The following is a 25,814-nucleotide window of genomic DNA, read 5'->3' as shown; positions in this document are numbered from 1 at the left end:
AATACTCTCGCCCGCGTCGCGTAATAGTCTTTATAATTTGTACAGGATGCGACAGGTCTATCGTCGCCTTTTTCAGATAAATAATCGTAAGATTGTGGAAGATAAAAATGAAAATTCGCTCAACTATTCTTGCCCTTGGGATTGCAGCAACCCTGACCGGATGTCAAAACATGGACTCCAACGCCCTTCTCAGTTCGGGTGCCGAAGCTTTCCAGGCCTATTCACTGAGCGACGCACAGGTCAAAGCCTTAAGTGACCAGGCCTGCAAAGAGATGGATAGCAAAGCCACGCTTTCGCCTGCCAGCAGCGAATACAGCAAGCGTCTGAGCAAAATCGCCGCCGCGCTGGGCGACAATATCAACGGCCAGCCGGTGAATTACAAAGTGTATGAAACCAAGGACGTTAACGCGTTCGCGATGGCTAACGGCTGTATCCGCGTCTATAGCGGCCTGATGGACATCATGAACGATAACGAAGTTGAAGCGGTAATCGGCCATGAAATGGGTCACGTTGCACTTGGCCACGTGAAGAAAGGTATGCAGGTCGCGTTGGGCACCAACGCCGTGCGTGCGGCGGCGGCCTCTGCGGGCGGTATCGTCGGCAGCCTGTCGCAATCGCAGCTCGGCGATCTTGGCGAAAAACTGGTGAATTCCCAGTTCTCCCAACGCCAGGAGTCCGAAGCGGACGACTACTCCTACGACCTGCTGCGTAAACGCGGGATTAACCCGGCGGGGCTGGCTACCAGCTTCGAGAAGCTGGCTAAGCTGGAAGCCGGGCGCCAAAGCTCGATGTTTGACGACCACCCGGCCTCCGAAGAACGAGCTCAGCATATCCGCGATCGTATGAAGGCGGACGGTATTAAATAAGCCCTGTCCCCCTCGCGACAACACCGCGAGGGGGAAAAACTTAGTCGATGACTTAGTACAGCGACTTCTGCGGCGGCCCGGCAAAACGCAGCGCGCCAATCTGCCCCATTCTGACCTCCACGACTGACGGCCCCGGCGTCGCCAGCGCTTCAGTCATCACCGACTGGAAATCCTCCGCCCGCTCAACGCTCCACGCCTGCAGACCGATGGCCTGCGCCAGCAGCGTGAAATCCGGCGTGTGCAGCTCGTTGTAATACTGACGACCGCCGAAATATTTATCCTGAATACCGCGCATAACGCCGTACCCGCCATCGTTCATGATGAGCAGCGTCACGTTGGCCTTTTCCTGCGCCAGCGTCGCCAGCTCCCCAAGGTTCAGACTCAGCCCGCCATCGCCGACCAGGCCGACTATCTTGCGCTGCGGGTTGGCAATCGCCGTCCCGATAGCCATCGGCAGGCCCATACCAATGGCCCCTGCCAGCGAATGCACGTTCATTAGCGGCCCGTTTGCGCGGAACAGACGGCTGCCCCACAGGCTGCCGGAGACGGTAATATCGCGGACCAGAATGCCATCGGCAGGCAGCGCCTGTTCAATAGCATCATTCAGCTGCGCATAGGCGCCACACTGTTCGCGGAGCCCGTGTTCTGCCAACGCCAGCGCCTCTTTTATTTGCCCGTCCCAACGAGCATTACCCCATTCGCGCCCTTGTACCTTGTCCGCCAGCGCTCCTAGCAGGACAGAACAATCGGCGATCACGGTGTTGTCCATCAGATAGTTACGACTGGCCGCCGCCGGGTCGATATCAATCTGTACGCGTGGGGACGGGAGCTCCAGGGTCCAGGAACGCGTTTCGTTGCTGCGCAGACGCGAGCCCGCCACCAGGGTGAAATCACATTGCGCCATCAGCGCCTCAACGGAAGGCGAGTTATGGAAGGCACGCAGGCTGGCACGATGGCTGTCCGGCAGCACGCCGCGCCCGTGGGTGCTGGAGATCACGGTGATCCCCGCATCCGCCAGCTTCTTCACCGCTGCCTCGCTACCGATAGCCCCACCGCCGAGCCACAGCAGCGGCTGTTTCGCCTGCCTGAGCTGCGCCCACAGGGTATCTACCGTTGCCTGAGCCACAGACGCGGTCGGCGCGATGTTCAGCGGTGCGGTGACCAGCGCCAGAGGAATGCTTGCCCCCTGAATATCGATCGGGATCTCGACCGATACCGGCCCGCACGGCGGCGTCCGCGCTTCCTGAATCGCCTTGTGTAAAATAGCAATGGCCTGATTGGCGTTACTAATACGATACGCGCGTTTAGAGCTGGCTTTCAGGAAGGTCAGCTGATCGCGGGTTTCGTGAATAAACCCGGTATCTGCATCCAGCCAGGTTTTTTCTACCTGACCGGTCAGATGCAGCAGCGGCGTGCCGGCATTCATCGCCTCAACCAACGCCCCGACCGCGTTACCCGCCCCGGCTCCGGTGCTGGTCAGCGCCACGCCAAGGCCGGAAAACCGACCGTGGGCGTCGGCCATAGTGACCGAACCGGCTTCGCCGCGCGCCGGGACAAAGCGGATATTTCCACGCTGGCCAATCGCATCGGCAACCGGCAGATTATGAATAGAGATGACGCCGTAAATAGCCTCAACGTTGTACTGCTCCAGCGTTCTGGCGATGGCGTCGCCGACGGTTATCATTTCGCTCATTGCTCACCCTTCTCTCAATCGCACCAGTGATTCACGCTATTACCCGTCGCCAGATAAACGCTCTTTTGTTGCATCCAGGCTTTCAGACCCTGAATACCTTTTTCGCGGCCCAGGCCGCTCTCTTTAAAGCCCCCGAACGGGGTCGAAATAGAGAAAACCTTGTAGGTGTTGATCCACACCGTCCCGGCTTCCAGAAGTTCACTTAAGCGCAGCGCGCGTCCGCTATCCCGCGTCCAGATCCCCGCCGCCAGACCATAGACCGAGTCATTGGCTTCGCGGATCAGCTGGTCTTCATCGCTAAAGGGCATTGCCACCAGCACAGGTCCAAAGATCTCTTCCTGGCAGGCGCGCGCCTGATTAGTCAGCCCTTCAACGATCGTTGGTTGGAAGTAGCTGCCGGCCGCCAGCGCCGGATCGGCAGGGATCTCGCCACCGCACAGCACTTGCCCGCCTTCGCGTTTCGCCAGCTCGACGTAGGCGAGCACGCTGTCACGATGCCGTTCATTAATGAGTGGCCCGATGTGAGTCTCGTCGCTGAACGGATGGCCAATGCGTAGCCCGCGCGTCAGCTCCAGCAGTCGCGCCATCAGCTGCGGGTAAACTTTTTCATGCACAAACAGCCGCGAACCGGCGATGCACGCCTGGCCACCGGAGCTGAAAATGCCGTAGCAAATCCCCCGCGCCGCCTGTTCGATATCGGCATCTTCCAGCACGATGGTGGGCGATTTTCCGCCCAGCTCCAGCGACGCCGGGATTAGCTTTTCCGCCGCCACGTGCGCCAGATGGCGCCCGGTGCTGGTGCCACCGGTAAACGAGATTTTGCGCACCCGCGGATGGCGGGCCAGCGCATCGCCAATGACCGATCCTTTCCCCGGCAGTACGCTCAGCAGTCCCGCGGGTAAACCGGCCTGTTCGAAGATCCGCGCCAGCTCCAGCGCCATCAGCGGCGTCGCTTCCGCCGGTTTGAGGATCACCGCATTCCCGGCGGCGATCGCCGGTGCCACTTTTTGCATTTCGCTGGCGATCGGCGAGTTCCACGGGGTAATGGCCGCCACGACGCCCAGCGGCTCGTAGCGGCTCAGGGTCAACAGATCGGCCTGGCGCGGAGTCGGCAGTTCTCCCTCCAGCAGTTCGCAGGCGGCAGCGAAATAGCGGGCGCTTCCCGCCGCGCTCATCACCAGCCCCCGCGCTTCCGCCAGCGGTTTGCCGTTGTCCCGGCTTTGCATGCGCGCCAGCTCATCCAGGCGCGACTCGATAATATCCGCCACCTTATGCAGGATCTTCGCCCGCAGGTGCGGCAGCATGTTGCGCCACGCTGGTTCCCGCCAGGCGCGCTCGGCGCAGGTAATCGCATCCTGTAGATCGTCGAGACTGGCCGCACGCAGCGTTGCGTTCACCGAACCGTCGGCAGGAAAATAGCTGTGCATCAGGTTGCCGCCGCCGTGGCGCCAGTGTCCGCCGATAAAAATCGTTAATTCGTCCATCGCAGCCTCTCAGCGTTGCGCCAGTTCACGGCAGGCGCGTACCGCGCTCAGTGCCGCCAGGGTGGAAGTTTTTGGGTTGTCAGCCAGCGGCAGGCCGCTCAGCTCCAGGCGAAATTCACCGAACAAGCCTTCAACATGTAGCGTATGGGTATTACGCCGGGTGGCCGGGTCAACCATCAGCTGCACGCGGGTATCGTCCATACCGATCCCCCCCAGCGCCACGGTTGCCGCCACGTTGGCATTCGCCGGAAACAGGCGTGCCGCTTCACGGGCGCTGCCTTCAAAAAAGATTTTCGCTTCGCTAACGGTATTAAGGTCGATCAGCATTTCCGCGTAGCTCCCGCGCCAGCTGGCCGGGCTTTTGCGCGACTGATAGGTCACCCGCTCAAGGCCGCCCTCTTTCGCCGCCGCTAGCCCGTCAATGCCAGCAACCGCGCCGGACAACAGCGTCAGCCTGCCGCCGGCCTGGTATAAACGCTGCTCAAGCGCGCTATCGGCTAATGCGCCGGTGGAGATCACCGCCAGATGCCAGCCACGGGCGAGAATCGCTTCGCCATATTGCGCGACCGCCTGTTGGCTGGCGCACTCCAGCACCAGGTCCGGGTTTTCCGTACAGTTTTGCGGGTCGTCAAGCACCGTCACCGCGTCGCCGAAGCGGGCGCGAATCGCCGCATGGTGGGCTTCACGGGCAACAATCCAGCCTAAAGCGACCTGCGGAGGCAGCCGTTGAATGACCGCCTGCGCCATGGCGCCATAGCCGATAAGCATAATTTTTTTCATGATGGCGCCTTATTTACAGGTGACGGCAAAAACCGCCGGAGACATCCAGCGCCGCGCCGGTGGTAAACGAGGCCAGCGGCGAGGCCAGGAACAGCAGCGCCTGCGCAGGCTCCTGCGGCTTACCGAGACGCGCCATCGGAATCCCCCGCTTACGGGCGATATCCGCCGTCCATTCCGCCCAGCTCTGATGTTTATCGGCGCGGTTTTCAAAGCGCCGCTGCCATTGTCCGGATTCCACCATTCCCAACAGAATCGAATTCACGCGAATACCTTTTCCCACCAGATCTTTTGACAGCGTCAGCGTCATGTTGAGCAGCGCCGCGCGGGCGGCAGAGGTGGCGATCATGTGCTCTTCCGGCTGGAGTGCCAGCAGTGAATTCACGCAGGTAATCGAGGCGATATCCGACTGCTCCAGCTGCGGCTGGAAGGCCTTTACCGGGTTGATCACGCCAAACAGTTTCAGTTCCGCCTCGTGCAGCCACGCCTCGCGCGGGGTATCGGCAAAATGCGCCACGTAGCCCTGCCCGGCGTTGTTGATCAACATATCCGTACCGCCAAAACGTTCGGCTACCGCGTCGGCAAAAGCCCGTACCTCTTCTTCTTGCAGGACGTCGCAGCGGTAAGACAAAACCTCCGCGCCGGGATAGTCGTTTTGCAGCGCCGCATGGGCGCTGGCGAGTCGGTCGGGATTACGGCCGCAGAAGGCGACTTTCGCCCCTTCTCCCAGCAGCAGACGCAGCGTTTCAAAGCCGATCCCTGACGATCCTCCGGTGACTACCGCTACACGACCTTCAATTTGTGCATTCATCGCGCACCTCTTCCCCTACCCGTAAAAGCTGTTGATTAAAAAAGGTTTCATTATCGAGATAGCTGGCGTGGCCCGCATGCGGGATCGCGGTGTAGCGCATGCCGTAGCGTAGCGCCAGGCCGTGGACCAGTTCCGGCTGTGTGATGGCGTCCTGTTCACCGCACCACACCTCAAACCGGCCGTGATAATCCCCCAGCCAGCGGTGAATATCGTCGTGCGCCAGCATCCACGCCGCGGCAAGGTAGCCCTCTGGGCGCAGCTTGCGCATTCCGGTAGCAACGGTGGCGATATCCGCCTCCTGAGCGCACGGATGCAAGAGCTTCGCCGCTCGGGTTTGCGCCAGCATTTCGACACCCAACGCTATCTGCTGCTGGCGGCCCTGCCAGACTTTTTCCCGCTGTTCCGGCTCCGCCTGGCCATACCCCTGCGCGGCATCGGCTAACACCAGGTAGCGCATGCGCCGGGGATATTTTGCCGCAAAGGCGCTGGCCACCAGCGCGCCGAGGGAGTGTCCCACCAGTACCGCTTGATCGACACCAGCGTGGTCCAGCATGCGTGCCAGCGCGTCGGCATAATCGCCCGCATCAGCCTGTTCAACCGGCAGCATCGGGCTTTCGCCATAACCGGGCATATCCCAGGCCAGCACGCGATAGCCGGACAGCGCCATTTGCTTATGCCAGGAGGCCGCGCCAGAGCTGATACCGTGTAGAAGCACCAGCGGCACGCCCTGCCCTTGTTCACGAAAACCCGTCATAGCGCCTCCTTAATTGCGTTTTACTTTCGACAGGGGATGATCTTCCGGATAAGTTGGAATATTCGGCTTCTTAGTCCCCAGCATCACGCACATCAGCGCCTCTTCCTCGCCGTGGTTAAACAACCCGCGATAGATCCCCGCCGGGACGGAGATCAGATCCCGCTCGCGCAGCACGGTTTCGGTATAGCTGTCGCCGTCCTGAATCATCAGGGTTATCTGCCCCTTAAGCATGAAGAACACCTCTTCAACGTCGTCGTGCAGGTGCAGCGGCCCTTCACATTTCGCCGGCAGGACCATGGTGGAGAAGGTGAAGTTCTCCGCCGCCACGGTGTTGGTATCACTCGCTACGCCGGTGGCGCCGGTGCCGATATAGCGCATCTGGGCACGGCGATATTTCGGATCGAAATCGGCCTGGAATTTCAGCGCATTCCAGTCATATTTCCGCCCCTCAAAGCGCGCGATACGCGACTCTACCCACTCTTCCATCGTCAGATGTTCAGGTTTGATACCCTGTTTTGCGCTCACGGTTGAATCAGTCATCGTTTTATCCTCAGTAACGTCTCAGCAGCGGCAGTAACAGGACGCAGCCCACCGCCGCCATCACCACCAGAAAAATCAGCCCGGAATCCATGCTGTGGGTGAAGGCGATAAGCGCCCCCATCACCGCCGGCGACAGAGCGCCCGCAAAGTTCCCCAGCCCGTTGAAAATGCCGCCCGCCGTGGCGCTGACCCGAGGATGGGTCGCCTTAGCCAGCAGGGCGAAAATATTGGGTGCGCCGGTCCCCCACATAAAAGTGCTGAAACTCATCGCCGCAATCACCGCCAACGGCGTGGTGAGGTGCATCACCACCGCCAGACCAACCGCCGCTCCGGCCAGCGAGATAAAGCAGGCAGCCGCGCGTTTATCGAGACGATCGGAGAGCCAGGCGCCAATCACTTCACCCAGCAGCATGGCGATAAACGGCATCGACGACAGCCATCCGGCATGTTCAAGATGGATCCCCTTCCCTTTAATCAGATAGCCAGGCAGCCAGCCGTTGATGCCCCACAGATAGGCCAAAAAGGCGATGTTAAACACGCAAATCATCCAGAAATGCGGGCTGATAAACAGCTCACGACGCGCGGCGCGGCGCGCCTCCTGGGAGACCTTTTCGCCAGACGCTTTGCTCTCCAGCTGGACCCCGCGCAGGCCAATACGCACGAAAATCAGCACCGGAAGCGTCAGCATCGCCATCACAAAGAAGGTGCTCTGCCAGCCAAAAGTATTGAGCAGCCAAATCGACAGCGGAAAGCCAATCGCTGCACCGACCGGCGTCCCGAGTAGCCACAGCATGGTGGCCCGTGCCTGAAGCCGCGGCGGAAAGGTGTGGCGGACGATGGCGAACGCCAGCGGGAACAGCGGCCCTTCAGCGATACCGAGCAGAATGCGCAAGGTGACCATCGCGGTGTAGTTATGAGTGAAGCCCATCATCACCATTAAAATGCACCACACCACCATCATCCCGGTGAGCAGGCGCAGCGGCGCAATGCGGTCGCCCAGCCCGCTGAGCAGCACCGAGGAAAACCCGTAGCTCAGCAGGAAGGCGCTCATCAGAATGCCCAGCCGCGTGGTGTCAAAATCTATCCCCATCGCCTGCTGGAAATGGCTATCGGAAAACAGCGCGGCAATGCTGATTTTGTCGAAAAATGCCAGCAGCACGCAGGCCAGCAGCGACAGTGGAATCGCCCAGCGAACCGCTTTTTCAGGCGTACGGACGCCCTCACCGCCTGCCTCAAGCGGCGCGGTGTTTGTCTCTAATGTGGTCATCTCTCCCCCTTTAAGGGTGCGCGTGTCTTATCGCAATGACATCAGCGAAAAGGCCAGGTCATCGAGCGGTACGGCGGAAAGATCTCTCCCCGCGGCCATCCAACGTTTCGCCAGCTTGACGGTACGGGCGTCGTTAAACGCCACCAGCTGAACCAGACGACCGTCGGGGTCTATTGAGAAAAACAGCGGCCCTTGCGGATCCCGGCGAATCACCATCCGGCTACCCGGCAGCGGAATGCCGAGGATCTGAATATTGTGCGTATATTGATCCGACCACAGCCACGGCGCGTCGTCGTAGCCCGCCGCCTGCGGGTTCAGCATTGCTCTGGCGGTCGCCACCGCCTGATTCTGGGCGAAGGCCCAGGACTGAATGCACAGGCCATACTGGTGATGCTGCGCGACGTCGCCAGCAGCAAACACCGCCGGATCGGACGTTTGCCCCTGCGCGTTGACGACGATTCCGCGATCGATGGCCAGTCCCGCGTCACGCGCCAGCTCAAGATTAAGATCGACACCGATCCCCACCACCACCGCATCGAAGGTTTCGCGCAGGCCATCACAATGGATAACCGGCAGACCGGCATCATCTTCCAGCTCCAGCGCGCCGCAGCCGCGACGAATATCAACGCCCCGATCGCGATGGATCTGCTCCAGCTCCTGCGACACCTCGGCGCTAACCGAGCGCATGCACAACAGCGGTTGTTGTTCAAACAAAGTAACCGCGACGCCACTTTTTCGCGCCGATGCGGCGATCTCAAGACCAATCCAGCCGCCGCCGACAATCGCCAGCCGCGCGGTGTTCGCCAGCCGTTGCTTCAGGCGCTGGGCATCCTGCCAGTGACGAAGCGTGTAAACCTGCGGCTGTTTCGCCCATGCTTCGTCTGGCAGACGGGCGCGACCGCCGGTGGCGATCAGCAACTTGTCGTAGCCAAGCCGCTCGCCGTTACTCAGCCGCACGCTTTTATTCTGGCGATCGATGGCCTCCGCGCGCAGCGGGCGGAACCAGCTAAGGTTCAACGCCTGCTGGACCTCTTCGCTGAACAGGCGCGGCAGCACCGCGTCGGTCTCCAGCAGCGACGCTTTTGAGAGCGGGGGGCGTTCGTAGAAATCCCACTCTTCTTCAGCCACCACGCAAATTTCGCCGTCGTAGCCTTCGTCACGCAGAGTTTTCGCCGCCCAGCCGCCCGCCTGGCCGCCGCCGATAATGACTATCCGCGCCGTCATACCGCCTCCGGCTTTTTCTGCTGGCGGCGGGTATCGTGGTCGATTCCCCCTTCAACCGCCCATTCGGTAAAGGAGACCAGCGAATGTTCCAGCTCACGTGGCTGCCAGTTTTCCGTCAGGAAATCATCGTTGGTGTAGTACTCAAACGCGCCGCCGGTCGGGCTGTTGACGTACCAGAAGTAGGCGGAAGAGACCGGATGGCGACCGGGACCAATAAAGGTACTCCACGCGTTTTTGTTCATCGCGATACCGCCACCAATCACTTCGTGAATATCGCGCACGGTAAAGGCGACGTGGTTCAGACCGCGCTTACGGTTGGGGAGCTGTAATAAAAACAGATTGTGGTGGCCGCCGCGAACGTCGCAGCGCAGGAATACCGCACGGTTGATATAGCGGTCGGAGACCTGGAAACCGAGCACGTCACGATAGAAGCTCTCAACCGCCGCCAGCTCTTCGACGAAGAACACCACGTGACCGACGTTGATCGGCTGCGCCCGGTCATACACCGGGCTTGGCGTATCAATACGTCGTGCGTCGCCCCACTGATTAATCGGCTCGACGTTAAGCTCCACCGCGGTTTGTTGAGTCACCTGCACACGCAGCGTCATACCGTTGGGATCCTGGCACTCCAGGGCACCGTCAACCTCACGAAAAGCGGGCTGTCGGGCCAGCTTTGGCCGCAGGGCATCCAGCGCCGCCTGGTCCGCCACGCCCCAGGTCAGGCGGCGCAGGGTGTTACCCGCTTCAAAAGCCGGTGGCAGATCCGGGCTATGGATCGGGTTCAACTCCACCCGCGCACCGCTTAAGGTCGTAAAACGCTGGCCGCTGGCGTCACCCGCCAGGCCAAAATCGTGCATAAACTTGCCGCAATGGGCCAGGTCATCGACGCCAAACTCCAGCTTTTCAATTCCGGTTACACTCATCGTTCGTAGCCTCTTTACCGTTCTGTCGCCCTGATTTGGGCGTAAAACATGCCCGACGCACTCAAGCGCCTGCTGTTAACTCATTGATTTAACTGGCCTGTGACAGGTACCCTAAAAAGCCAGAGATTTTGTCCGCCGCCAGGCTGACGTCGTTTTGTAGCCGTTCGCGATCGCTTTGTGGGATTTCATCCGACGGCACCAGAATACTGACCACCGCTGCCACCCGACCGCTGCGATCGTAAACCGGGTAGACGATAGAAGAGATGCCGTGGCGGTAGAAAGATTCGCCAATGACGTAGCCTCGTGCTTTATCCTGCTGCACCATCTGCCACAGCGCCTCGCGATCATGAATTTGCCCCGGCGTGTTGCCCGGCAGCCGCTCGTCAGGAAACAGCTGCTCAAAGTCCGCACGTGAGATATCGGTCAGCAGCATACGGCCAAGCGAGGTACAGTGAACCGGAAGACGGGTACCGATACTGACCTGGTTGATACGCGATCCGGCGGCGCTCACGCGGGCAATATAAATGATGTCTCGCCCGTCGCGGATCGCCAGATGGCTACTGCACTGGCTGGTATCGCGCAGCTGCTCAATCACCGGCTGGCCGACCTGGGCCACGTCCAGTGACGCGATATATTCAAAGCCAAGACGCAGGACATTCATCCCCAGCGAGAAGGTGTTGGTACGCGAATTGCGTTCCAGAAACCCCATATACTCCAGCGTCTGCACCACGCGATAGGCGGTCGCTTTCGGCATATCTACCAGCCGATGCAGCTCGGCAAAGGTCAGATCGCGATGTTGCTCGCCAAATGCCAGCAATAGCTGTAATCCCCGCTCCAGCCCCGGCACCAGGTATTTCACTTCCTGAACGTTTGCCATACCGCCTCGCCTCTTTAGTTAAAAACAAATCCACCGTTGACCGGGATCAGCTGCCCGGTGATAAACCGCGACAGGTCGCTTAACAGCCACACCACGCTGCCGGTCACGTCTTCAGGCTGCTGGGCTCCGCTCAGCGCGCGCCCATTTTCATACAGCTGATGGCGTTCGGCCGGCACGTATTCCGTTGCTTCAACCCGGGTCAGCCCTGGGGCGATCGCGTTGATACGAATGCGTTTTTCGCCCAGCTCACGGGCCATCGAGCGCGTCATGGCGATCACCGCCCCTTTGCTGGCCACGTAGGCCATCAGACGAGGAGCACCCCACAGCGCGGTGTCGGAGGCGACGTTCACGATCCCCGCGCCTTCACGCAGCAGCGATACCGCCGCCCGGGTCACCAGCCAGGTTCCTTTAACATTCACCGACATCACCCGATCCCACAGATCCGGATCGTAGTCGATCATATCTTTCCCGCCGACGCCGGTGGCCATCGCCGCGTTATTCACCAGCCCGTCGATCTTCCCTCGCTCACCGATCGCGTGAAACGCACGCTCAATAGATGACGCATCGGCCAGATCGATTGCCTGTGATTCGATGCGGTAACCCTGCTCGCGCAGGCGGTGAGCGCTTTCTACCAACTCACCCTGCAAAATGTCGCACATCACGACTTCAGCGCCCTGCTCCGCGCAGGCTTTGGCAAAATGAAAGCCCAGGCCGCGCGCCGCGCCGGTAATCACGATACGTTTGCCGGTTAACAACCCGTTCATCAGGCCGCTCCCTGCTGCTCTTCACGCGCGGCCAGCTGCTCTTTAGCCGCTTTTTGCATCATCCGGCGCAGACGGGAAAGACCCACATCATGTTGATACAGGTATTCGTGATCGCGGGCATTTGGTGCCAGGCTTTCGAGCACCACCCGGTCCTGCTCCAGGACTTCCCAGTGCAGTTTTTCCAGACGGTTGCGGTACATAAAGCGCCAGAGATCGCGCTGCCAGCCCTGCACGCCGCGAATACGCCAGAAAAAGACCCGGCAGTTGTCGTTATCTTCCGGCACCACCATGCCGACGATCCAGAAGTGTCCGCCCGGCCCAAAGCGCTTTTTGTACGGGATAGACAGGCGCATCCAGTAGGCGCCGCTGTTACCCAGCTCGACCCAGTCGAAGTTCACGCCGCTCTGGCCTTTTTTCTCAAAGATAAAGCCGCTTTTCGTTGGCTGGAGCACCATCTCGGCTTTTCGTTCGCCTTCCGCCATCGAGTGGGATGAGGAGTGCAGATAGGTGCCATGCATGGGGTCCATCACGTTTTCCAGCGCGTACTGATAGTTGCATTTCCAGGCAGCGGTGCAGAGGAAGTTGCTGTACTTATCGCTATCGGCCAGCTCCTGCGGGAAAGCGAGCGGCTCGGGCTGCTGGTCGGCAGTGGCCGCAAACCAGAGGAATATCGCCCCATGTGCTTCCTGGACGTGGTAGCTCCGCACGCACTGCTGGCCCACCAGCGGACACTTGTCGACCGCCGGGACATCTTTCACTTCACCGTTGCCGGCCACTTCTACGCCGTGATACCAGCAGGCAATACGATCGCCGAGATTCCAGCCCATCGACAGGCGGGCACCCCGGTGCGGGCAGCGGTCTTCCAGCGCCTGCAGCTCTCCATCCTTGTTACGCCACACGACAATTTGTTCACCGAGGCGGGTAATGCCCACCGGGGCAGACTGCACTTCCCAGCTCGCCAGAACCGGATACCACAGGCCACGTAAACCTTTATCAAGATAGTTTTGTACCGTTGTCGTCATCACCGAGCCCTCAGTATCCGTTTACCTGCAAAAACACCTGAAAGCTCTGTTCGCTCCAGGCATCGCCTTGTCGATCGTGCATTTTCAGCGCGTTCAACCCGTCCACCAGCTGCGTCAGGCTTTCCGCGCCCTGCTCAAACAGCGTTTCGAGGGTCGCGATTAATTCCAGCTCCCAGGTCTCCGGGACGCGACTGCGGGTTTGCCAGATAAGGTTGGGGTAGTCGCCAGGCTTATGAATATTGCCGTTCCCGCCTTCCGCGGGCGGCGTAAACTGCCGGCTTTCCGGTAGCGCCGGGTTAAAGTCCAGGGATTCACTCATGCCACACTCTCCTCGATAAAAGTAATCTGGATCTGATTGTCGAATACCCGCACCGGGTAACGATTGAGGTTACGACCGCCGGGACCATGCAGGCATTGCCCGGTTTTGACATCAAATACCGCTTCATGCAGCGGGCATTCGACTTTGCCGTCTTCCACAAAACCCTGGCTCAACAGCGCGTAGGCATGGGGACACACGTCTTCCAGCGCGTAGTACTCACCTTCAATCAGATAAATACCGATTTCTTTACCGTCGATGTTGCCGCTATAAGGGAAATCTTCCTGTACCTGCTCTGCGTCACATACGCCTATCCAGCTCATCACGATCCTCCAGGCTTTTGTTTCATATATGAAACTCTGTTTCTTATTTAATACGGTCAATATAAAAGCGTTCAATCTTTCGTCAAGCGGCAATGTGAAGGATTTGTTAACTAAGCGCTATTTAATTAACTAAGTGTGCAATTGATCACGAAAAAATGCTGCGATATGAAATTGTGATATTTAAGGTGCGAGATGAAATTAAATTAATCTGCCGCTGATATTGTCGATAACTGCTATTGACTTTTTTTATCAAGGATCATTAAAAATGATAAAAGCCGCATGACATCAGGTTTCACAGGTGAAACAACAATTTAAATTATCGATTTAAAACAATGAGTTTCATTGGTGAACCATTTTACATACGTGATTATCACCGTAATTTAAAAATAACAACATTGATTCATTAACAAGCGAGAGAGAAGAATAAAAATGACCGCAAGATGGCAGGGAACAATCGCAATACTGTTGCTAATAATCATTTCTTACGTCGATCGGGTAAATATCTCGGTGATGATTCTTAACCCCGATTTTGCCACCCACTTTCAGCTAAATGAAAACAGAATGTTACAAGGAATGCTGATGACCTGCTTTCTTCTGGGTTATGGATTTTCGGCATTACTATTAACCCCGGTTATCGAAAGTAAGTTGAATTACCGACAGGGGTTGCTGACCAGCATTGCTATCTGGGCGCTGATCTGTGCCATTTCACCACTGCTGGGCTCGCTAATGGGGATGCTGCTGGCCAGAATTATCCTCGGGATCGCGGAAGGTCCGCTGTTTTCCCTCAAAACGCGCTTTATCAGCGACAGCTTCTCTGCCGAAGAGATTGGGAAACCAAATGCGGTGACCGCTCTGGGTGTCTCTTTGGGGCTGGCGGTGGGCTTTCCGCTGGTTACTTTTTTCGTTGAACACCAGGGATGGATGGGATCGTTTTACAGCCTGGCAGGACTGAACCTGGTGCTTGGCGGCGGAGTGATCTGGCGTTTCTTACCGGCTCCGGTGGTTCAGACAAAAAGCGCCACGCCCGGCTTCTGGCAGACCTTTCTGCTGGCCTGGCATACGCCGCTTCTCGGCTGGATCCTGCTGGTAGAAATTGCCACTCTGAGCTATCTGTGGGGCAGTAGCGCCTGGCTACCGGCCTGGCTGCGTGATGAACACCACTTTTCCCTTCAGGCCACCGGCCTGCTTGCCGCGATCCCTTTCCTGCTCAGCCTCGGGTCGAAATTTCTCGGCGGCGTCCTGCTCGATAAGATGCGACCGGAGCAGGCGCCGCTGCTGTTTATTATCGGTGGACTGCTGACCGCCAGCTCGGTCCTGGCGCTGATGCTAAGCTCGCAGCCGGCGCTTCTCGCGCTATTTATGTTAGCGGCCAATATCTTCTGGGGATTACAGGGTGCGGCGATCCCGGCGGTAGTACAGCATCACGCGCCGCGCCAGGCGGTAGGTAGCGCTTACGGCATCATTAACGGCATTGGCAACATCTGTGCGGCGTTTATTCCGCTGCTGATGGGAATGGTGATGAAGTCGGCAGGTTCGGTGAGCTCAGGGTTTTCAGTGCTGGTGGCCTCGCAGGTGGTAACGCTGCTTGCCGGAGGGATGCTGCTGCTGCGCATGCGTCGCGCAGCAGCAGTGAGCGCCTAAGGCTTATTCGCCTTTTTTCGCGGCCTGGATATAGAGCATTTCCAGTGCCAGGGTCGCCGCTGCCAGAGCGGTGATCTCGGACTGATCGTAAGACGGCGCCACTTCAACGACGTCCATCCCGACGATGTTCAGATCCTTCATGCCGCGTACCAGCTTGATCGCCCGATCGGAGGTCAGCCCGCCGATCACCGGCGTACCGGTACCCGGTGCAAACGCCGGATCCAGCGCATCAATATCAAAGGTCAGGTACACCGGCATATCACCGACGATCTGTTTCACCTGCGCGATAATGTCGTCCACGGAACGATCGTTCACCTGGCAGGCATCCAGCACGGTAAACCCATTGTCTTTGTCAAACTCGGTACGAATACCGATCTGCACCGAGTGGTTTGGATCGATCAGACCTTCTTTCGGCGCGGTGAAGAACATGGTGCCGTGATCGAATTCGCAGCCGTTGGCGTAGGTGTCGGTATGCGCATCAAAGTGCACCAGCGCCATTTTGCCAAAGTGCTTCGCGTGGGCGCGCAGCAGCGGCAGGGTCACAAAGTGGTCGCCGCCGAAGGAGAGCATACGCTTCCCGGCCGCCAGCAGTCTTTCCGCATGCGCCTGCAGCCTCTCGCTCATTTCGCGCGCGTCGCCAAAGGCGTACACCAGGTCACCACAGTCAACCACGTTCAGACGCTCACGCATGTCGAAGTTCCACGGGAAGCGGTTGTGCTCCCATGCGAGGTTGGTGGATACCTGACGGATAGCCGCCGGGCCATGACGGCCACCTGCGCGCCCGGAAGTTGCCATATCAAAAGGCACGCCGGTAATAACCCAATCCGCGTCGCTGTCGTACGGCTGGAAATTCAGCGGCAGACGCAGAAAACCAAACGCGTTAGATACCAGGGAGTTATCGTATTGATGACCTAAGGTGCTCATGAGAATGACCTCTTTTTACCGTCGATGACAGATATAAAAAAACCCTTCCGCGTCGTTAGGCCCGACGAGGAAGGGTTTGAATAGGGGACTGCTTGTTAGCGCGAATTATCGCCGTTAATGCGTACGGGTTCAAGTCGGCATCACAGTTGTGTGACCGAGTGCCCTCCCCCAATAGCAGAGAGGGCCCGTAAAACATTACTCGTCTTCCAGGTAAGTATACCCGTACAGACCAGCCTCAAACTCTTCGAGGAACTGCTGCTGCAGCGCTTCGTCGAGACCGGAATTTTTCACCTGATCGCGGAACTGGGTCAGCAGCGTGTTCGGATCAAGCTGCACATATTGCAGCATATCCGCCACGGTATCCCCTTCGTCGGACAGCTCAACCTCAACGCTGCCGTCAGGGAAGACGAAAACGTCGACCGCTTCGGTATCGCCGAACAGGTTGTGCATGTTGCCGAGGATTTCCTGATAGGCGCCAACCATAAAGAAGCCCAGCATCGGCGGGTTCTCGGGGTCGTATTCCGGCATCGGCATGGTGGTGGCAATCCCGTCGCCATCCACGTAGTGGTCGATAGCGCCGTCGGAGTCACAGGTGATATCCAGCAGCACCGCGCGGCGTTCAGGCACCATATTCAGCCCTTCCAGCGGCATGACCGGGAACAGCTGGTCGATACCCCATGCATCCGGCATCGACTGGAACAGCGAGAAGTTGACGTAAATCTTATCCGCCATGCGTTCCTGCAGCTCGTCAATAATCGGACGATGCGCGCGATTGCTCGGATCAAGCTGCTTTTGTACTTCATGGCACATGTTCAGATACAGCTGCTCTGCCCAGGCGCGCTCCTGAAGATTGAAGGTACCGGACGAGTAGCCGATATGAATATCGTGGAGATCCATCTGGCTGTCGTGCAACCATTCGCGCAGCGAGCGGCGGTTGCCGGTTTCGTGCATCTCCAGCCAGGTTTCCCACATACTCTGCAACGGGCGCGCCGCATCTTCCGCAGGCGGGGTCGCCTCGGTGTATTCGTTACGCTCAACGCCGATGATATTGGAGACCAGCACGGTGTGGTGCGCGGTGACCGCACGACCTGATTCGGTAATCACCGTCGGGTGCGGCAGGCCGTTCTCTTCACAGGCATCGCCAATTGCCCAGATAATATTGTTGGCATACTCGTTCAGGCCGTAGTTCACCGAGCAGTCGGACTGCGAACGGGTGCCTTCGTAATCAACGCCCAGGCCACCGCCAACGTCAAAGCACTGAATATTCACGCCCAGCTTGTGCAGCTCAACGTAGAAACGCGACGATTCACGTACGCCGGTGGCGATATCGCGAATGTTGGCCATCTGCGATCCGAGGTGGAAGTGCAGCAGCTGCAGGCTTTCCAGATGCCCCGCCGCGCGCAGAATCTCAACCAGTTGCAGAACCTGCGTTGCCGCGAGGCCGAACTTCGATTTTTCACCGCCGGAAGACTGCCATTTACCGGAACCCTGCGACGCCAGACGCGCACGCACGCCAAGGCGCGGAACGACATTCAGACGCTCGGCTTCTTCCAGCACAATCGCGATTTCCGACATTTTTTCGATAACCAGATAGACCTTGTGGCCCATCTTTTCACCGACCAGCGCCAGACGGATGTACTCACGGTCTTTATAGCCATTACAGACGATAACGCTGCGGGTCATCCCGGCGTGTGCCAGGACTGCCATCAGCTCGGCCTTGGATCCGGCTTCCAGACCCAGCGGTTCGCCGGAGTGGATCAGCGACTCAATCACACGGCGGTGCTGGTTAACCTTGATCGGATAAACCAGGAAGTAGTCGCCGTTATAGCCGTATGACTCACGCGCACGTTTAAAGGCGGCGTTAATCGAACGCAGGCGATGTTGCAGAATCTGCGGGAAGCAGAACAGTGCCGGCAGGCGCTGCCCCTGGGCTTCGCGTGCTTTCACTAATTCAGCGAGGTCAACGCGGGCTTCCGGGACGTCAGGATCCGGGCAAACGCTGATGTGGCCCAGTTCGTTAACGTCGTAGTAGTTATTACCCCACCAGGCAATATTATAAGTACGTAGCATTTTGCTGGCTTCCTGGGAGCTCATCGCAACCTCCTGCATGGAACGTAGTACACCGTGTTCGCCTGCTGACGAAGGCGAAACTGAAGAAATGTCGTCAGACATAGCGAACCTCAAATTGTAATATTGACTACTATCGCAGCCCGAAGACGCGATAACAACCCATGAACAGTCCTAAACCCCAGCAGATAGTGCTGGCTTTGCGACTGCGCGACCGGTTTCTTATTCATATCATAGTAAAACACATACCCGAACGTAGTATGACAGTCCGGAGAAACCACGAGAAAACCCTTGCGATAGCAAGAGAGCCCTTGTTCAGTTTTCAGATAGCCTGCCGGCCCTGGAATCCTGAGAAGCGCCGAGACGGGTAGAACGTCGGCTGGTTTGCATGAAAGAGATGCAGATTGCGGGATAGAGACGCGCGACGGAACGACGCGACGAGTCGGATGAAAAACGTGGGTTCATTATCTGGTATCACCTCCACACTGCCCGGATACGAGTCAGCGACAAGCCAAAGCTAGACATACCGCAGCAACGTGCAAAACACCGCTGCAGATTTCTGTATATACAGACTGCTTAACCCGGCTGGAAGTGGCGTCACGAGATGGGCTTCGTGCGCTTTTTTAATGAGCCGCGCGCGGCGTTTTATACCGATAAGCCGGCTAAAATGCAAAATAAAAATAGGCCTGTTGCCGCGGATGGCAGGAAAAATTGCCACCCACTCTTTTTCATCAATGCGATCTACATCAAAAAAGGCTGGAAATGGGATTAAGATCTGACCTAAAATAGCCATCCAGAAGTTAATCCGTCTATACTGATTAACACTCAGACTGCTCGTGTCACTACCTGCAAGTTTTGGTAGAATTGCCTATCAGAGCGAATTCACACAACAGTATGAGCTACACGAATACTCCACAGGTAAAATAAAACATGGCAAAACACCTCTTTACGTCCGAGTCTGTATCAGAAGGGCATCCAGACAAAATTGCTGACCAAATCTCCGACGCCGTGCTGGATGCGATCCTCGAACAGGATCCGAAAGCGCGCGTCGCGTGTGAAACGTATGTCAAAACTGGCATGGTGCTGGTCGGCGGTGAAATCACCACCAGCGCATGGGTTGATATCGAAGAAATTACGCGTAATACGGTTCGTGAAATTGGCTATGTGCATTCCGATATGGGCTTTGATGCCAATTCCTGTGCCGTACTGAGCGCCATCGGCAAGCAGTCCCCGGACATTAACCAGGGCGTTGACCGCGCCGATCCGCTGGAACAGGGCGCGGGCGACCAGGGTCTGATGTTTGGCTATGCGACTAACGAAACCGACGTTCTGATGCCAGCGCCGATCACCTATGCTCACCGTCTGGTGCAGCGTCAGGCTGAAGTGCGCAAAAACGGCACGCTGCCGTGGCTGCGTCCGGATGCGAAAAGCCAGGTCACCTTCCAGTATGACGACGGCAAAATCGTCGGCATCGATGCCGTGGTTCTGTCGACTCAGCACGCCGAAGATATCGATCAGAAATCACTGCAGGAAGCGGTGATGGAAGAGATAATCAAGCCGGTCCTGCCGACCGAATGGCTGAGCAGCGCTACCAAATTCTTCATCAACCCGACCGGCCGTTTTGTTATCGGCGGCCCGATGGGCGACTGCGGCCTGACCGGTCGTAAAATCATCGTGGATACCTACGGCGGCATGGCACGTCACGGCGGCGGTGCGTTCTCCGGTAAAGATCCGTCTAAGGTTGACCGTTCTGCGGCGTACGCCGCGCGCTATGTGGCGAAAAATATCGTTGCCGCTGGCCTGGCTGACCGCTGTGAGATTCAGGTTTCCTACGCTATCGGCGTAGCAGAACCGACCTCCATTATGGTGGAAACCTTCGGTACCGAGAAAATCGCCTCTGAGCAACTGACTCTGCTGGTGCGTGAATTCTTCGACCTGCGCCCTTACGGCCTGATTCAGATGCTGGATCTGCTGCACCCGATCTACAAAGAGACGGCGGCGTACGGTCACTTTGGTCGTGAACATTTCCCGTGGGAAAAAACCGACAAAGCGGCTCTGCTGCGTGAAGCGGCCGGCCTGAAGTAATCCCGACGCTTTTCTTCTGCCAAGGCCAGCCCCGTGCTGGCCTTTTTGTTTTCATAACCCCGTTGTTTCTTCTTCTCTGCCTCAGAAAAACGCGCTTTTCCCCAACAAAATGAAAGCGATTACATTAGAGCTATAGCCATAAAATAACCACCAAACCAAGTAAGTGAAACAATCTTTCACTATATTGCATAGTGTTTCAGGCTTATCTGATTATTGATTTTATATAGTGGTTTTATAATACATTATCTCTTTGAAATTAATGATATTTTAGTGATTACACTTCTTTACTTTAGTGTAAGCGATTACACAGCCGTGATTGGTATCACGTTTTTTTGTGATGGACTCCCCTACCCTAAGCATCGACAGAATCAATAACTCAACTGGAGGGCGTTATGCCTGACAACAAAAAACAAGGGCGCTCGAACAAGACGATGACGTTCTTTGTCTGTTTCCTCGCTGCACTGGCTGGCCTGCTTTTCGGCCTTGATATCGGTGTCATTGCGGGTGCCTTACCCTTTATTGCCAACGAGTTCCAGATTAGCGCTCACACTCAGGAATGGGTGGTGAGTTCCATGATGTTCGGCGCCGCCGTCGGCGCAGTCGGCAGCGGCTGGCTCTCTTTCCGCCTCGGTCGTAAAAAGAGCCTGATGATCGGCGCTATCCTGTTCGTCGCCGGTTCCCTGTTCTCCGCCGCCGCCCCGAACGTTGAAGTACTGCTCGTATCCCGCGTGCTGCTCGGCCTGGCCGTTGGCGTCGCTTCTTACACCGCCCCGCTGTATCTGTCTGAAATCGCACCGGAAAAAATCCGCGGCAGTATGATTTCAATGTATCAGCTGATGATCACCATCGGGATCCTCGGTGCCTATATGTCGGATACCGCCTTCAGCTACAGCGGCGCATGGCGCTGGATGCTGGGCGTCATTATCATCCCGGCGCTTTTGCTGCTGGTTGGCGTTTTCTTCCTGCCGGACAGCCCGCGCTGGTTTGCCGCCAAACGCCGCTTCGTCGATGCCGAACGCGTACTGTTGCGTCTGCGTGACACCAGCGCCGAAGCCAAACGCGAGCTGGATGAGATTCGTGAAAGCCTGAAGATAAAACAGTCTGGCTGGGAGTTATTTAAAGAAAACAGCAACTTCCGTCGCGCCGTATTCCTCGGCATCCTGTTGCAGGTCATGCAACAGTTCACCGGTATGAACGTCATCATGTATTACGCGCCGAAGATTTTTGAACTGGCGGGGTATGCCAACACGACCGAACAGATGTGGGGGACCGTTATTGTCGGTCTGACCAACGTGCTGGCGACCTTTATCGCTATCGGGCTGGTTGACCGCTGGGGCCGTAAACCGACGCTGATCCTCGGCTTTATCGTGATGGCCGTCGGCATGGGCGTGCTGGGTGCAATGATGCATATCGGTATTCATTCAGCCACCGCCCAGTACTTCTCCGTGCTGATGCTGCTGATGTTTATCGTTGGCTTCGCCATGAGCGCCGGTCCACTGATTTGGGTACTGTGCTCAGAGATTCAGCCGCTTAAAGGCCGCGATTTTGGTATCACCTGCTCTACGGCAACCAACTGGATTGCCAACATGATCGTCGGTGCGACCTTCCTGACCATGCTTAACTCGCTGGGCAGCGCGAACACCTTCTGGGTCTATGGCGGTCTGAACGTTCTGTTTATTGTTCTGACACTGTGGCTTATCCCGGAAACCAAAAACGTTTCGCTGGAACACATTGAACGTAACCTGATGAAAGGCCGTCCGCTGCGCGAAATCGGCGCACGCGACTGACCATTAACGCTTCCTCCCGCCCGGGAGGAAGCGTCTTCCTCTTGCTCTCCCCTTTCCGGCGCACTATCCTCTGGCGCTATGAAAACACCCCGAATTCCTATCGCCATTCAACAGGCCGCGATGCGCTGCCTGCGGGAAAAGCTCGCCCAGGCGAACCTCAAGCTTGGCCGCAATTACCCGGAACCCTCCCTGGTCTATCAGCAGCGCGGCACCTCCGCCGGTACCGCCTGGCTTGAGAAAAACGAAATTCGCCTCAACCCGGTACTGCTACTGGAAAACCAGCAGGCCTTTATCGACGAGGTCGTCCCGCACGAGCTGGCGCATCTGCTGGTCTGGAAACATTTTGGTCGCGTAGCGCCGCACGGCAAAGAGTGGAAATGGATGATGGAAAGCGTGCTCGGCGTCGCCGCCCGCCGTACCCACCGTTTCGAACTCGACTCCGTTCGCCAGAATACCTTTCCCTATCGCTGTCAGTGCCAGCAGCATCAGCTCACCGTCCGCCGTCATAACCGCGTGGTTCGCGGCGAAGCGACCTACCGCTGCGTGCGCTGCGGCGATCTCCTGGTCGCTGAAGAGTAAATATCGGGTATAACTGGAAATTTTCTGATCTGGCTGATTGCATCTGACAATCGCATTCGTTACGTTGCGGGCTCGTTTTGACACGGAGTTAACGATGTCCCGTAATTATGTTTTTGCCACGGCGTTTCTGGTCGCCGCCTGCAGCGGCCAGGCTACGGCCGAAGGAATCAACAGCTTCTCCCAGGCGAAAGCTGCCGGAGTAAAGGTCAATGCCGATGTACCCGGCGATTTCTACTGCGGCTGTAAAATTGACTGGCAGGGGAAAAAAGGCGTTATCGATCTGGAATCTTGCGGCTATAAAGTGCGTAAAAATGAAAACCGCGCCAGCCGGGTAGAGTGGGAACACGTCGTTCCGGCATGGCAGTTTGGCCATCAGCGCCAGTGCTGGCAGGACGGCGGGCGGAAAAACTGCGCCAAAGATCCGGTCTATCGTAAGATAGAAAGCGATATGCACAACCTGCAGCCGGCCGTGGGTGAAGTCAACGGCGACCGCGCCAACTTTATGTATGGCCAGTGGAACGGCGGAGAAGGCCAGTATGGTCAGTGCGCCATGAAGGTCGACTTTAAAGATAAAGTTGCCGAGCCGCCTGCCCGCGCCCGCGGTTCTATCGCTCGTACCTACTTTTATATGCGCGATACCTATCAGCTCACCCTCTCCCGTCAGCAAACCCAGCTATTTACCGCCTGGGATAAGATGTATCCGGTCACTTCGTGGGAGTGCGAACGCGACGAGCGCATCGCTAAAGTACAGGGCAACCACAATCCATACGTCCAGCAAGCTTGCCAGGCGCAAAAGAGCTAACCTACACTAGCGGCAATTGTTAATTTGCAGGTGCCGCTTTCCCCGCAGTGGAAAAGACTGCGCCTGCGCGAAGAACGGAATACCCAGCATGCGCATCCCTCGCATTCACCACCCGGAGCCTGTAACCGTAGGCAGTCAAATTGCCCTCTCTGACGATGCCGCCAACCACGTTGGCCGCGTACTACGGATGGGCAAAGGCCAGGCTATTCAGCTTTTTGACGGCAGTAATCAGGTTTTCGACGCCGTTATCGCTGAAGCCGGAAAGAAAAACGTTTTGGTTGACGTGATCGGCGGCGAGACTGACGACCGCGAGTCCCCTCTGCATATTCACCTGGGTCAGGTGATGTCGCGCGGCGAAAAGATGGAATTCACCGTTCAGAAATCGATTGAGCTCGGTGTAAGCCTCATAACGCCACTGTTTTCCGAACGCTGCGGCGTTAAACTGGATGCCGAACGTTTGCAGAAAAAAATCCAGCAGTGGCAGAAAATCGCCATTGCCGCCTGCGAGCAAAGCGGCCGCAACGTGGTACCGGAAATTCGCCCGGCCATGCAGCTGGAGGCCTGGTGTGCTGAGCAGGACAATAGTCTGAAGCTCAACCTGCACCCACGCGCCAGCGCCAGTATTAACACGCTGCCGCTGCCGGTTGAACGCGTTCGTCTGCTGATTGGCCCGGAAGGCGGCCTGTCGGCGGAAGAGATAGTGATGACCGCTCGCTACCAGTTTACTGATATTCTGTTGGGACCGCGCGTTCTGCGTACAGAGACAACTGCGCTAACTGCCATTACCGCCCTGCAGGTGCGTTTTGGCGACTTAGGTTGAAGCGTTAACGGAGAATAACAATGATCAAGCTCGGCATCGTGATGGACCCCATCGCAACCATCAACATCAAAAAAGACACCAGCTTCGCTATGTTGCTGGAAGCGCAGCGTCGCGGCTATGAACTCCATTATATGGAGATGAACGACCTGTACTTAATCAACGGGGAAGCCCGCGCCCGTACGCGTAAGCTGAGCGTGGAACAGAATTACGATAAGTGGTACGAGTTTACCGACGAGCAGGATCTGCCGCTGGCGGATCTCGACGTCATTCTGATGCGTAAGGATCCGCCGTTTGATACCGAGTTTATTTACGCGACCTATATTCTTGAGCGCGCCGAAGATAAAGGTACGCTGATCGTTAACAAACCGCAGAGCCTGCGTGACTGTAACGAGAAGCTGTTTACCGCCTGGTTTGCCGACCTGACGCCAGAGACTCTGGTGACCCGGAATAAAGCTCAGTTGAAAGCTTTCTGGGAAAAACACGGCGATATTATTCTCAAACCGCTGGACGGCATGGGCGGCGCCTCCATTTTCCGCGTCAAAGAGGGCGATCCGAACCTGCCGGTGATTGCGGAGACGCTGACCGAGCTTGGCAGCCGTTACTGCATGGCGCAGAACTACCTGCCGGCGATTAAAGACGGTGACAAGCGCGTGCTGGTGGTTGACGGCGAACCGGTGCCTTATTGCCTGGCGCGTATTCCGCAGGGCGGCGAAACGCGCGGTAATCTTGCCGCCGGTGGTCGTGGTGAAGCACGTCCGCTGAGCGACAGCGACTGGGCCATTGCCCGCCGCGTCGGGCCAACGCTGAAGGCCAAAGGCCTGATTTTCGTCGGTCTGGATATCATCGGCGATCGCCTGACGGAAATTAACGTCACCAGCCCAACCTGCGTACGTGAAATTGAAGCGGCGTTCCCGATTTCCATCACCGGTATGCTGATGGACGCTATCGAGAAACGCCTCGGGAAGTAAGCGGGTCAACCTGTGACCTGAAAGATAATCTCGTGATTCAACGAAAGATTTCGGGTGACAGGAAGGCGATGACGCAGCGAGAGACCGGGAGCATAGTTCACTACGTGACCGGTTCGAGCGAGGAAATCAACGACTCTGTCATGCGACAAGATAGTCCACATGATTCAACGAAAGATTTCGGGTGACAGGAAGGCGATGACGCAGCAAGAGACCGGGAGCATAGTTCACTATGTGACCGGTTCGAGCGAGGAAATCAACGCCTCTGTCATGCGACAAGATAGTCCACATGATTCAACGAAAGATTTCGGGTGACAGGAAGGCGATGACGCAGCGAGAGACCGGGAGCATAGTTCACTATGTGACCGGTTCGAGCGAGGAAATCAACGCCTCTGTCATGCGACAAGATAGTCCACATGATTCAACGAAAGATTTCGGGTGACAGGAAGGCGATGACGCAGCAAGAGACCGGGAGCATAGTTCACTATGTGACCGGTTCGAGC

27 protein-coding genes are annotated in these 25,814 nt (G+C 57.3%); 8 read left to right on the top strand and 19 right to left on the bottom strand.

Annotated elements, in window-relative coordinates; genetic code table 11:
- The first annotated feature begins 107 nt into the window (after positions 1-107).
- Complete coding sequence (locus ACMYSK_RS23520) at positions 108-866, top strand: M48 family metallopeptidase (protein WP_434638824.1); 759 nt, start codon at positions 108-110, stop codon at positions 864-866.
- A 52-nt stretch (positions 867-918) separates the two neighbouring features.
- On the opposite strand, the gene ACMYSK_RS23515 is transcribed toward ACMYSK_RS23520, so the two are convergent.
- From ACMYSK_RS23515 to ACMYSK_RS23450, 14 genes are all read right to left on the bottom strand, one after another.
- Entirely contained in the window at positions 919-2,559 is a 1,641-nt protein-coding gene (locus tag ACMYSK_RS23515; RefSeq protein WP_434638823.1) for a thiamine pyrophosphate-binding protein, read from the bottom strand.
- A 14-nt stretch (positions 2,560-2,573) separates the two neighbouring features.
- On the bottom strand, positions 2,574-4,043 hold the full coding sequence (locus ACMYSK_RS23510) for an aldehyde dehydrogenase (RefSeq protein WP_434638822.1): 1,470 nt from the start codon (positions 4,041-4,043) through the stop codon (positions 2,574-2,576).
- 9 nt (positions 4,044-4,052) lie between these two features.
- Positions 4,053-4,823, bottom strand: coding sequence for an aspartate dehydrogenase (locus ACMYSK_RS23505; RefSeq protein WP_434638820.1), 771 nt, complete (start codon positions 4,821-4,823; stop codon positions 4,053-4,055).
- Positions 4,824-4,836: 13 nt separating this feature from the next.
- A complete protein-coding gene (locus ACMYSK_RS23500) occupies positions 4,837-5,631 on the bottom strand; it encodes an SDR family oxidoreductase (RefSeq protein WP_434638819.1) in 795 nt (264 codons plus the stop codon).
- Entirely contained in the window at positions 5,615-6,385 is a 771-nt protein-coding gene (locus tag ACMYSK_RS23495; RefSeq protein WP_434638818.1) for an alpha/beta fold hydrolase, read from the bottom strand. Before ACMYSK_RS23495 ends, ACMYSK_RS23500 begins: the two co-directional genes overlap by 17 nt.
- Before the next feature lie 9 nt (positions 6,386-6,394).
- Positions 6,395-6,925, bottom strand: coding sequence for a cupin domain-containing protein (locus ACMYSK_RS23490; protein ID WP_434638817.1), 531 nt, complete (start codon positions 6,923-6,925; stop codon positions 6,395-6,397).
- A gap of 10 nt (positions 6,926-6,935) precedes the next feature.
- Positions 6,936-8,192 (bottom strand): MFS transporter, encoded by a 1,257-nt coding sequence (locus tag ACMYSK_RS23485; RefSeq protein WP_434638816.1) that lies wholly within the window; start codon positions 8,190-8,192, stop codon positions 6,936-6,938.
- A 27-nt stretch (positions 8,193-8,219) separates the two neighbouring features.
- Positions 8,220-9,416 carry an NAD(P)/FAD-dependent oxidoreductase gene (locus ACMYSK_RS23480; RefSeq protein ID WP_434638814.1) on the bottom strand — a complete coding sequence of 399 codons (1,197 nt, stop codon included), beginning with the start codon at positions 9,414-9,416 and terminating at the stop codon, positions 8,220-8,222.
- Positions 9,413-10,339 (bottom strand): VOC family protein, encoded by a 927-nt coding sequence (locus tag ACMYSK_RS23475; protein WP_434638812.1) that lies wholly within the window; start codon positions 10,337-10,339, stop codon positions 9,413-9,415. Before ACMYSK_RS23475 ends, ACMYSK_RS23480 begins: the two co-directional genes overlap by 4 nt.
- An 88-nt stretch (positions 10,340-10,427) precedes the next feature.
- The gene (locus ACMYSK_RS23470) at positions 10,428-11,216 is read right to left on the bottom strand and encodes an IclR family transcriptional regulator (RefSeq protein WP_434638811.1); all 789 of its coding nucleotides are present in this window, start codon (positions 11,214-11,216) and stop codon (positions 10,428-10,430) included.
- Positions 11,217-11,230: 14 nt separating this feature from the next.
- Positions 11,231-11,980: an SDR family oxidoreductase gene (locus ACMYSK_RS23465; RefSeq protein ID WP_434638810.1), complete on the bottom strand. Its 750-nt coding sequence runs from the start codon at positions 11,978-11,980 to the stop codon at positions 11,231-11,233.
- Positions 11,980-13,002: a Rieske 2Fe-2S domain-containing protein gene (locus tag ACMYSK_RS23460; RefSeq protein WP_434638809.1), complete on the bottom strand. Its 1,023-nt coding sequence runs from the start codon at positions 13,000-13,002 to the stop codon at positions 11,980-11,982. The genes ACMYSK_RS23465 and ACMYSK_RS23460 overlap by 1 nt, the downstream gene beginning before the upstream one ends.
- Before the next feature lie 10 nt (positions 13,003-13,012).
- Positions 13,013-13,321, bottom strand: coding sequence for a recombinase-like helix-turn-helix domain-containing protein (locus ACMYSK_RS23455; RefSeq protein ID WP_434638808.1), 309 nt, complete (start codon positions 13,319-13,321; stop codon positions 13,013-13,015).
- Complete coding sequence (locus ACMYSK_RS23450) at positions 13,318-13,641, bottom strand: Rieske (2Fe-2S) protein (protein ID WP_159773963.1); 324 nt, start codon at positions 13,639-13,641, stop codon at positions 13,318-13,320. The genes ACMYSK_RS23455 and ACMYSK_RS23450 overlap by 4 nt, the downstream gene beginning before the upstream one ends.
- A gap of 429 nt (positions 13,642-14,070) precedes the next feature.
- On the opposite strand from ACMYSK_RS23450, the gene ACMYSK_RS23445 reads away from it, so the two are divergent.
- Positions 14,071-15,282 carry an MFS transporter gene (locus tag ACMYSK_RS23445; protein WP_434638807.1) on the top strand — a complete coding sequence of 404 codons (1,212 nt, stop codon included), beginning with the start codon at positions 14,071-14,073 and terminating at the stop codon, positions 15,280-15,282.
- 3 nt (positions 15,283-15,285) lie between these two features.
- Here ACMYSK_RS23445 and speB read toward each other — a convergent pair whose 3' ends face one another.
- From speB to ACMYSK_RS23420, 5 genes are all read right to left on the bottom strand, one after another.
- Positions 15,286-16,206, bottom strand: coding sequence for an agmatinase (gene speB, locus ACMYSK_RS23440; RefSeq protein ID WP_434638806.1), 921 nt, complete (start codon positions 16,204-16,206; stop codon positions 15,286-15,288).
- 195 nt (positions 16,207-16,401) lie between these two features.
- Positions 16,402-18,378, bottom strand: a complete 1,977-nt coding sequence (gene speA / locus ACMYSK_RS23435; protein ID WP_434638805.1) for a biosynthetic arginine decarboxylase — start codon at positions 18,376-18,378, stop codon at positions 16,402-16,404.
- An 8-nt stretch (positions 18,379-18,386) separates the two neighbouring features.
- Positions 18,387-18,503, bottom strand: a complete 117-nt coding sequence (gene yqgB, locus ACMYSK_RS23430; RefSeq protein WP_434644311.1) for an acid stress response protein YqgB — start codon at positions 18,501-18,503, stop codon at positions 18,387-18,389.
- Positions 18,504-18,588: 85 nt separating this feature from the next.
- Entirely contained in the window at positions 18,589-18,663 is a 75-nt protein-coding gene (locus ACMYSK_RS23425) for a hypothetical protein (RefSeq protein WP_434644309.1), read from the bottom strand.
- A gap of 127 nt (positions 18,664-18,790) precedes the next feature.
- Positions 18,791-19,066: a hypothetical protein gene (locus ACMYSK_RS23420; protein WP_434638804.1), complete on the bottom strand. Its 276-nt coding sequence runs from the start codon at positions 19,064-19,066 to the stop codon at positions 18,791-18,793.
- 137 nt (positions 19,067-19,203) lie between these two features.
- On the opposite strand from ACMYSK_RS23420, the gene metK reads away from it, so the two are divergent.
- The 6 genes from metK (at position 19,204) to gshB (ending at position 25,314) form a co-directional block, all read left to right on the top strand.
- Complete coding sequence (gene metK, locus ACMYSK_RS23415; protein ID WP_041147193.1) at positions 19,204-20,358, top strand: methionine adenosyltransferase; 1,155 nt, start codon at positions 19,204-19,206, stop codon at positions 20,356-20,358.
- Between the two features lie 392 nt (positions 20,359-20,750).
- Complete coding sequence (locus tag ACMYSK_RS23410; RefSeq protein ID WP_434638802.1) at positions 20,751-22,145, top strand: sugar porter family MFS transporter; 1,395 nt, start codon at positions 20,751-20,753, stop codon at positions 22,143-22,145.
- Between the two features lie 78 nt (positions 22,146-22,223).
- Positions 22,224-22,724 (top strand): SprT family zinc-dependent metalloprotease, encoded by a 501-nt coding sequence (locus ACMYSK_RS23405; protein ID WP_434638800.1) that lies wholly within the window; start codon positions 22,224-22,226, stop codon positions 22,722-22,724.
- 94 nt (positions 22,725-22,818) lie between these two features.
- A complete protein-coding gene (gene endA, locus ACMYSK_RS23400; RefSeq protein ID WP_434638798.1) occupies positions 22,819-23,526 on the top strand; it encodes a deoxyribonuclease I in 708 nt (235 codons plus the stop codon).
- An 88-nt stretch (positions 23,527-23,614) separates the two neighbouring features.
- Positions 23,615-24,346, top strand: a complete 732-nt coding sequence (gene rsmE, locus ACMYSK_RS23395; RefSeq protein WP_434638797.1) for a 16S rRNA (uracil(1498)-N(3))-methyltransferase — start codon at positions 23,615-23,617, stop codon at positions 24,344-24,346.
- 20 nt (positions 24,347-24,366) lie between these two features.
- A complete protein-coding gene (gene gshB, locus ACMYSK_RS23390) occupies positions 24,367-25,314 on the top strand; it encodes a glutathione synthase (protein WP_434638795.1) in 948 nt (315 codons plus the stop codon).
- Positions 25,315-25,814 lie beyond the last annotated feature (500 nt).

Source organism: Klebsiella sp. I138, assembly GCF_051131765.1.
Taxonomy (GTDB): Bacteria; Pseudomonadota; Gammaproteobacteria; order Enterobacterales; family Enterobacteriaceae; genus Klebsiella.
This window is presented reverse-complemented; position numbering and strand designations above follow the sequence as displayed.

Coding starts and splice junctions, on each gene's coding strand:
- speA (WP_434638805.1), bottom strand. CDS start 18,378: ATGTCTGACGACATTTCTTCAGTTTCGCCTTCGTCAGCAGGCGAACAC.
- ACMYSK_RS23500 (WP_434638819.1), bottom strand. CDS start 5,631: ATGAATGCACAAATTGAAGGTCGTGTAGCGGTAGTCACCGGAGGATCG.
- ACMYSK_RS23455 (WP_434638808.1), bottom strand. CDS start 13,321: ATGAGTGAATCCCTGGACTTTAACCCGGCGCTACCGGAAAGCCGGCAG.
- ACMYSK_RS23485 (WP_434638816.1), bottom strand. CDS start 8,192: ATGACCACATTAGAGACAAACACCGCGCCGCTTGAGGCAGGCGGTGAG.
- yqgB (WP_434644311.1), bottom strand. CDS start 18,503: ATGAATAAGAAACCGGTCGCGCAGTCGCAAAGCCAGCACTATCTGCTG.
- ACMYSK_RS23505 (WP_434638820.1), bottom strand. CDS start 4,823: ATGAAAAAAATTATGCTTATCGGCTATGGCGCCATGGCGCAGGCGGTC.
- ACMYSK_RS23510 (WP_434638822.1), bottom strand. CDS start 4,043: ATGGACGAATTAACGATTTTTATCGGCGGACACTGGCGCCACGGCGGC.
- ACMYSK_RS23450 (WP_159773963.1), bottom strand. CDS start 13,641: ATGAGCTGGATAGGCGTATGTGACGCAGAGCAGGTACAGGAAGATTTC.
- ACMYSK_RS23465 (WP_434638810.1), bottom strand. CDS start 11,980: ATGAACGGGTTGTTAACCGGCAAACGTATCGTGATTACCGGCGCGGCG.
- gshB (WP_434638795.1), top strand. CDS start 24,367: ATGATCAAGCTCGGCATCGTGATGGACCCCATCGCAACCATCAACATC.
- ACMYSK_RS23420 (WP_434638804.1), bottom strand. CDS start 19,066: ATGGCTATTTTAGGTCAGATCTTAATCCCATTTCCAGCCTTTTTTGAT.
- ACMYSK_RS23495 (WP_434638818.1), bottom strand. CDS start 6,385: ATGACGGGTTTTCGTGAACAAGGGCAGGGCGTGCCGCTGGTGCTTCTA.
- ACMYSK_RS23515 (WP_434638823.1), bottom strand. CDS start 2,559: ATGAGCGAAATGATAACCGTCGGCGACGCCATCGCCAGAACGCTGGAG.
- ACMYSK_RS23475 (WP_434638812.1), bottom strand. CDS start 10,339: ATGAGTGTAACCGGAATTGAAAAGCTGGAGTTTGGCGTCGATGACCTG.
- rsmE (WP_434638797.1), top strand. CDS start 23,615: ATGCGCATCCCTCGCATTCACCACCCGGAGCCTGTAACCGTAGGCAGT.
- ACMYSK_RS23410 (WP_434638802.1), top strand. CDS start 20,751: ATGCCTGACAACAAAAAACAAGGGCGCTCGAACAAGACGATGACGTTC.
- ACMYSK_RS23460 (WP_434638809.1), bottom strand. CDS start 13,002: ATGACGACAACGGTACAAAACTATCTTGATAAAGGTTTACGTGGCCTG.
- speB (WP_434638806.1), bottom strand. CDS start 16,206: ATGAGCACCTTAGGTCATCAATACGATAACTCCCTGGTATCTAACGCG.
- ACMYSK_RS23470 (WP_434638811.1), bottom strand. CDS start 11,216: ATGGCAAACGTTCAGGAAGTGAAATACCTGGTGCCGGGGCTGGAGCGG.
- ACMYSK_RS23490 (WP_434638817.1), bottom strand. CDS start 6,925: ATGACTGATTCAACCGTGAGCGCAAAACAGGGTATCAAACCTGAACAT.
- ACMYSK_RS23405 (WP_434638800.1), top strand. CDS start 22,224: ATGAAAACACCCCGAATTCCTATCGCCATTCAACAGGCCGCGATGCGC.
- ACMYSK_RS23445 (WP_434638807.1), top strand. CDS start 14,071: ATGACCGCAAGATGGCAGGGAACAATCGCAATACTGTTGCTAATAATC.
- ACMYSK_RS23480 (WP_434638814.1), bottom strand. CDS start 9,416: ATGACGGCGCGGATAGTCATTATCGGCGGCGGCCAGGCGGGCGGCTGG.
- endA (WP_434638798.1), top strand. CDS start 22,819: ATGTCCCGTAATTATGTTTTTGCCACGGCGTTTCTGGTCGCCGCCTGC.
- ACMYSK_RS23520 (WP_434638824.1), top strand. CDS start 108: ATGAAAATTCGCTCAACTATTCTTGCCCTTGGGATTGCAGCAACCCTG.
- metK (WP_041147193.1), top strand. CDS start 19,204: ATGGCAAAACACCTCTTTACGTCCGAGTCTGTATCAGAAGGGCATCCA.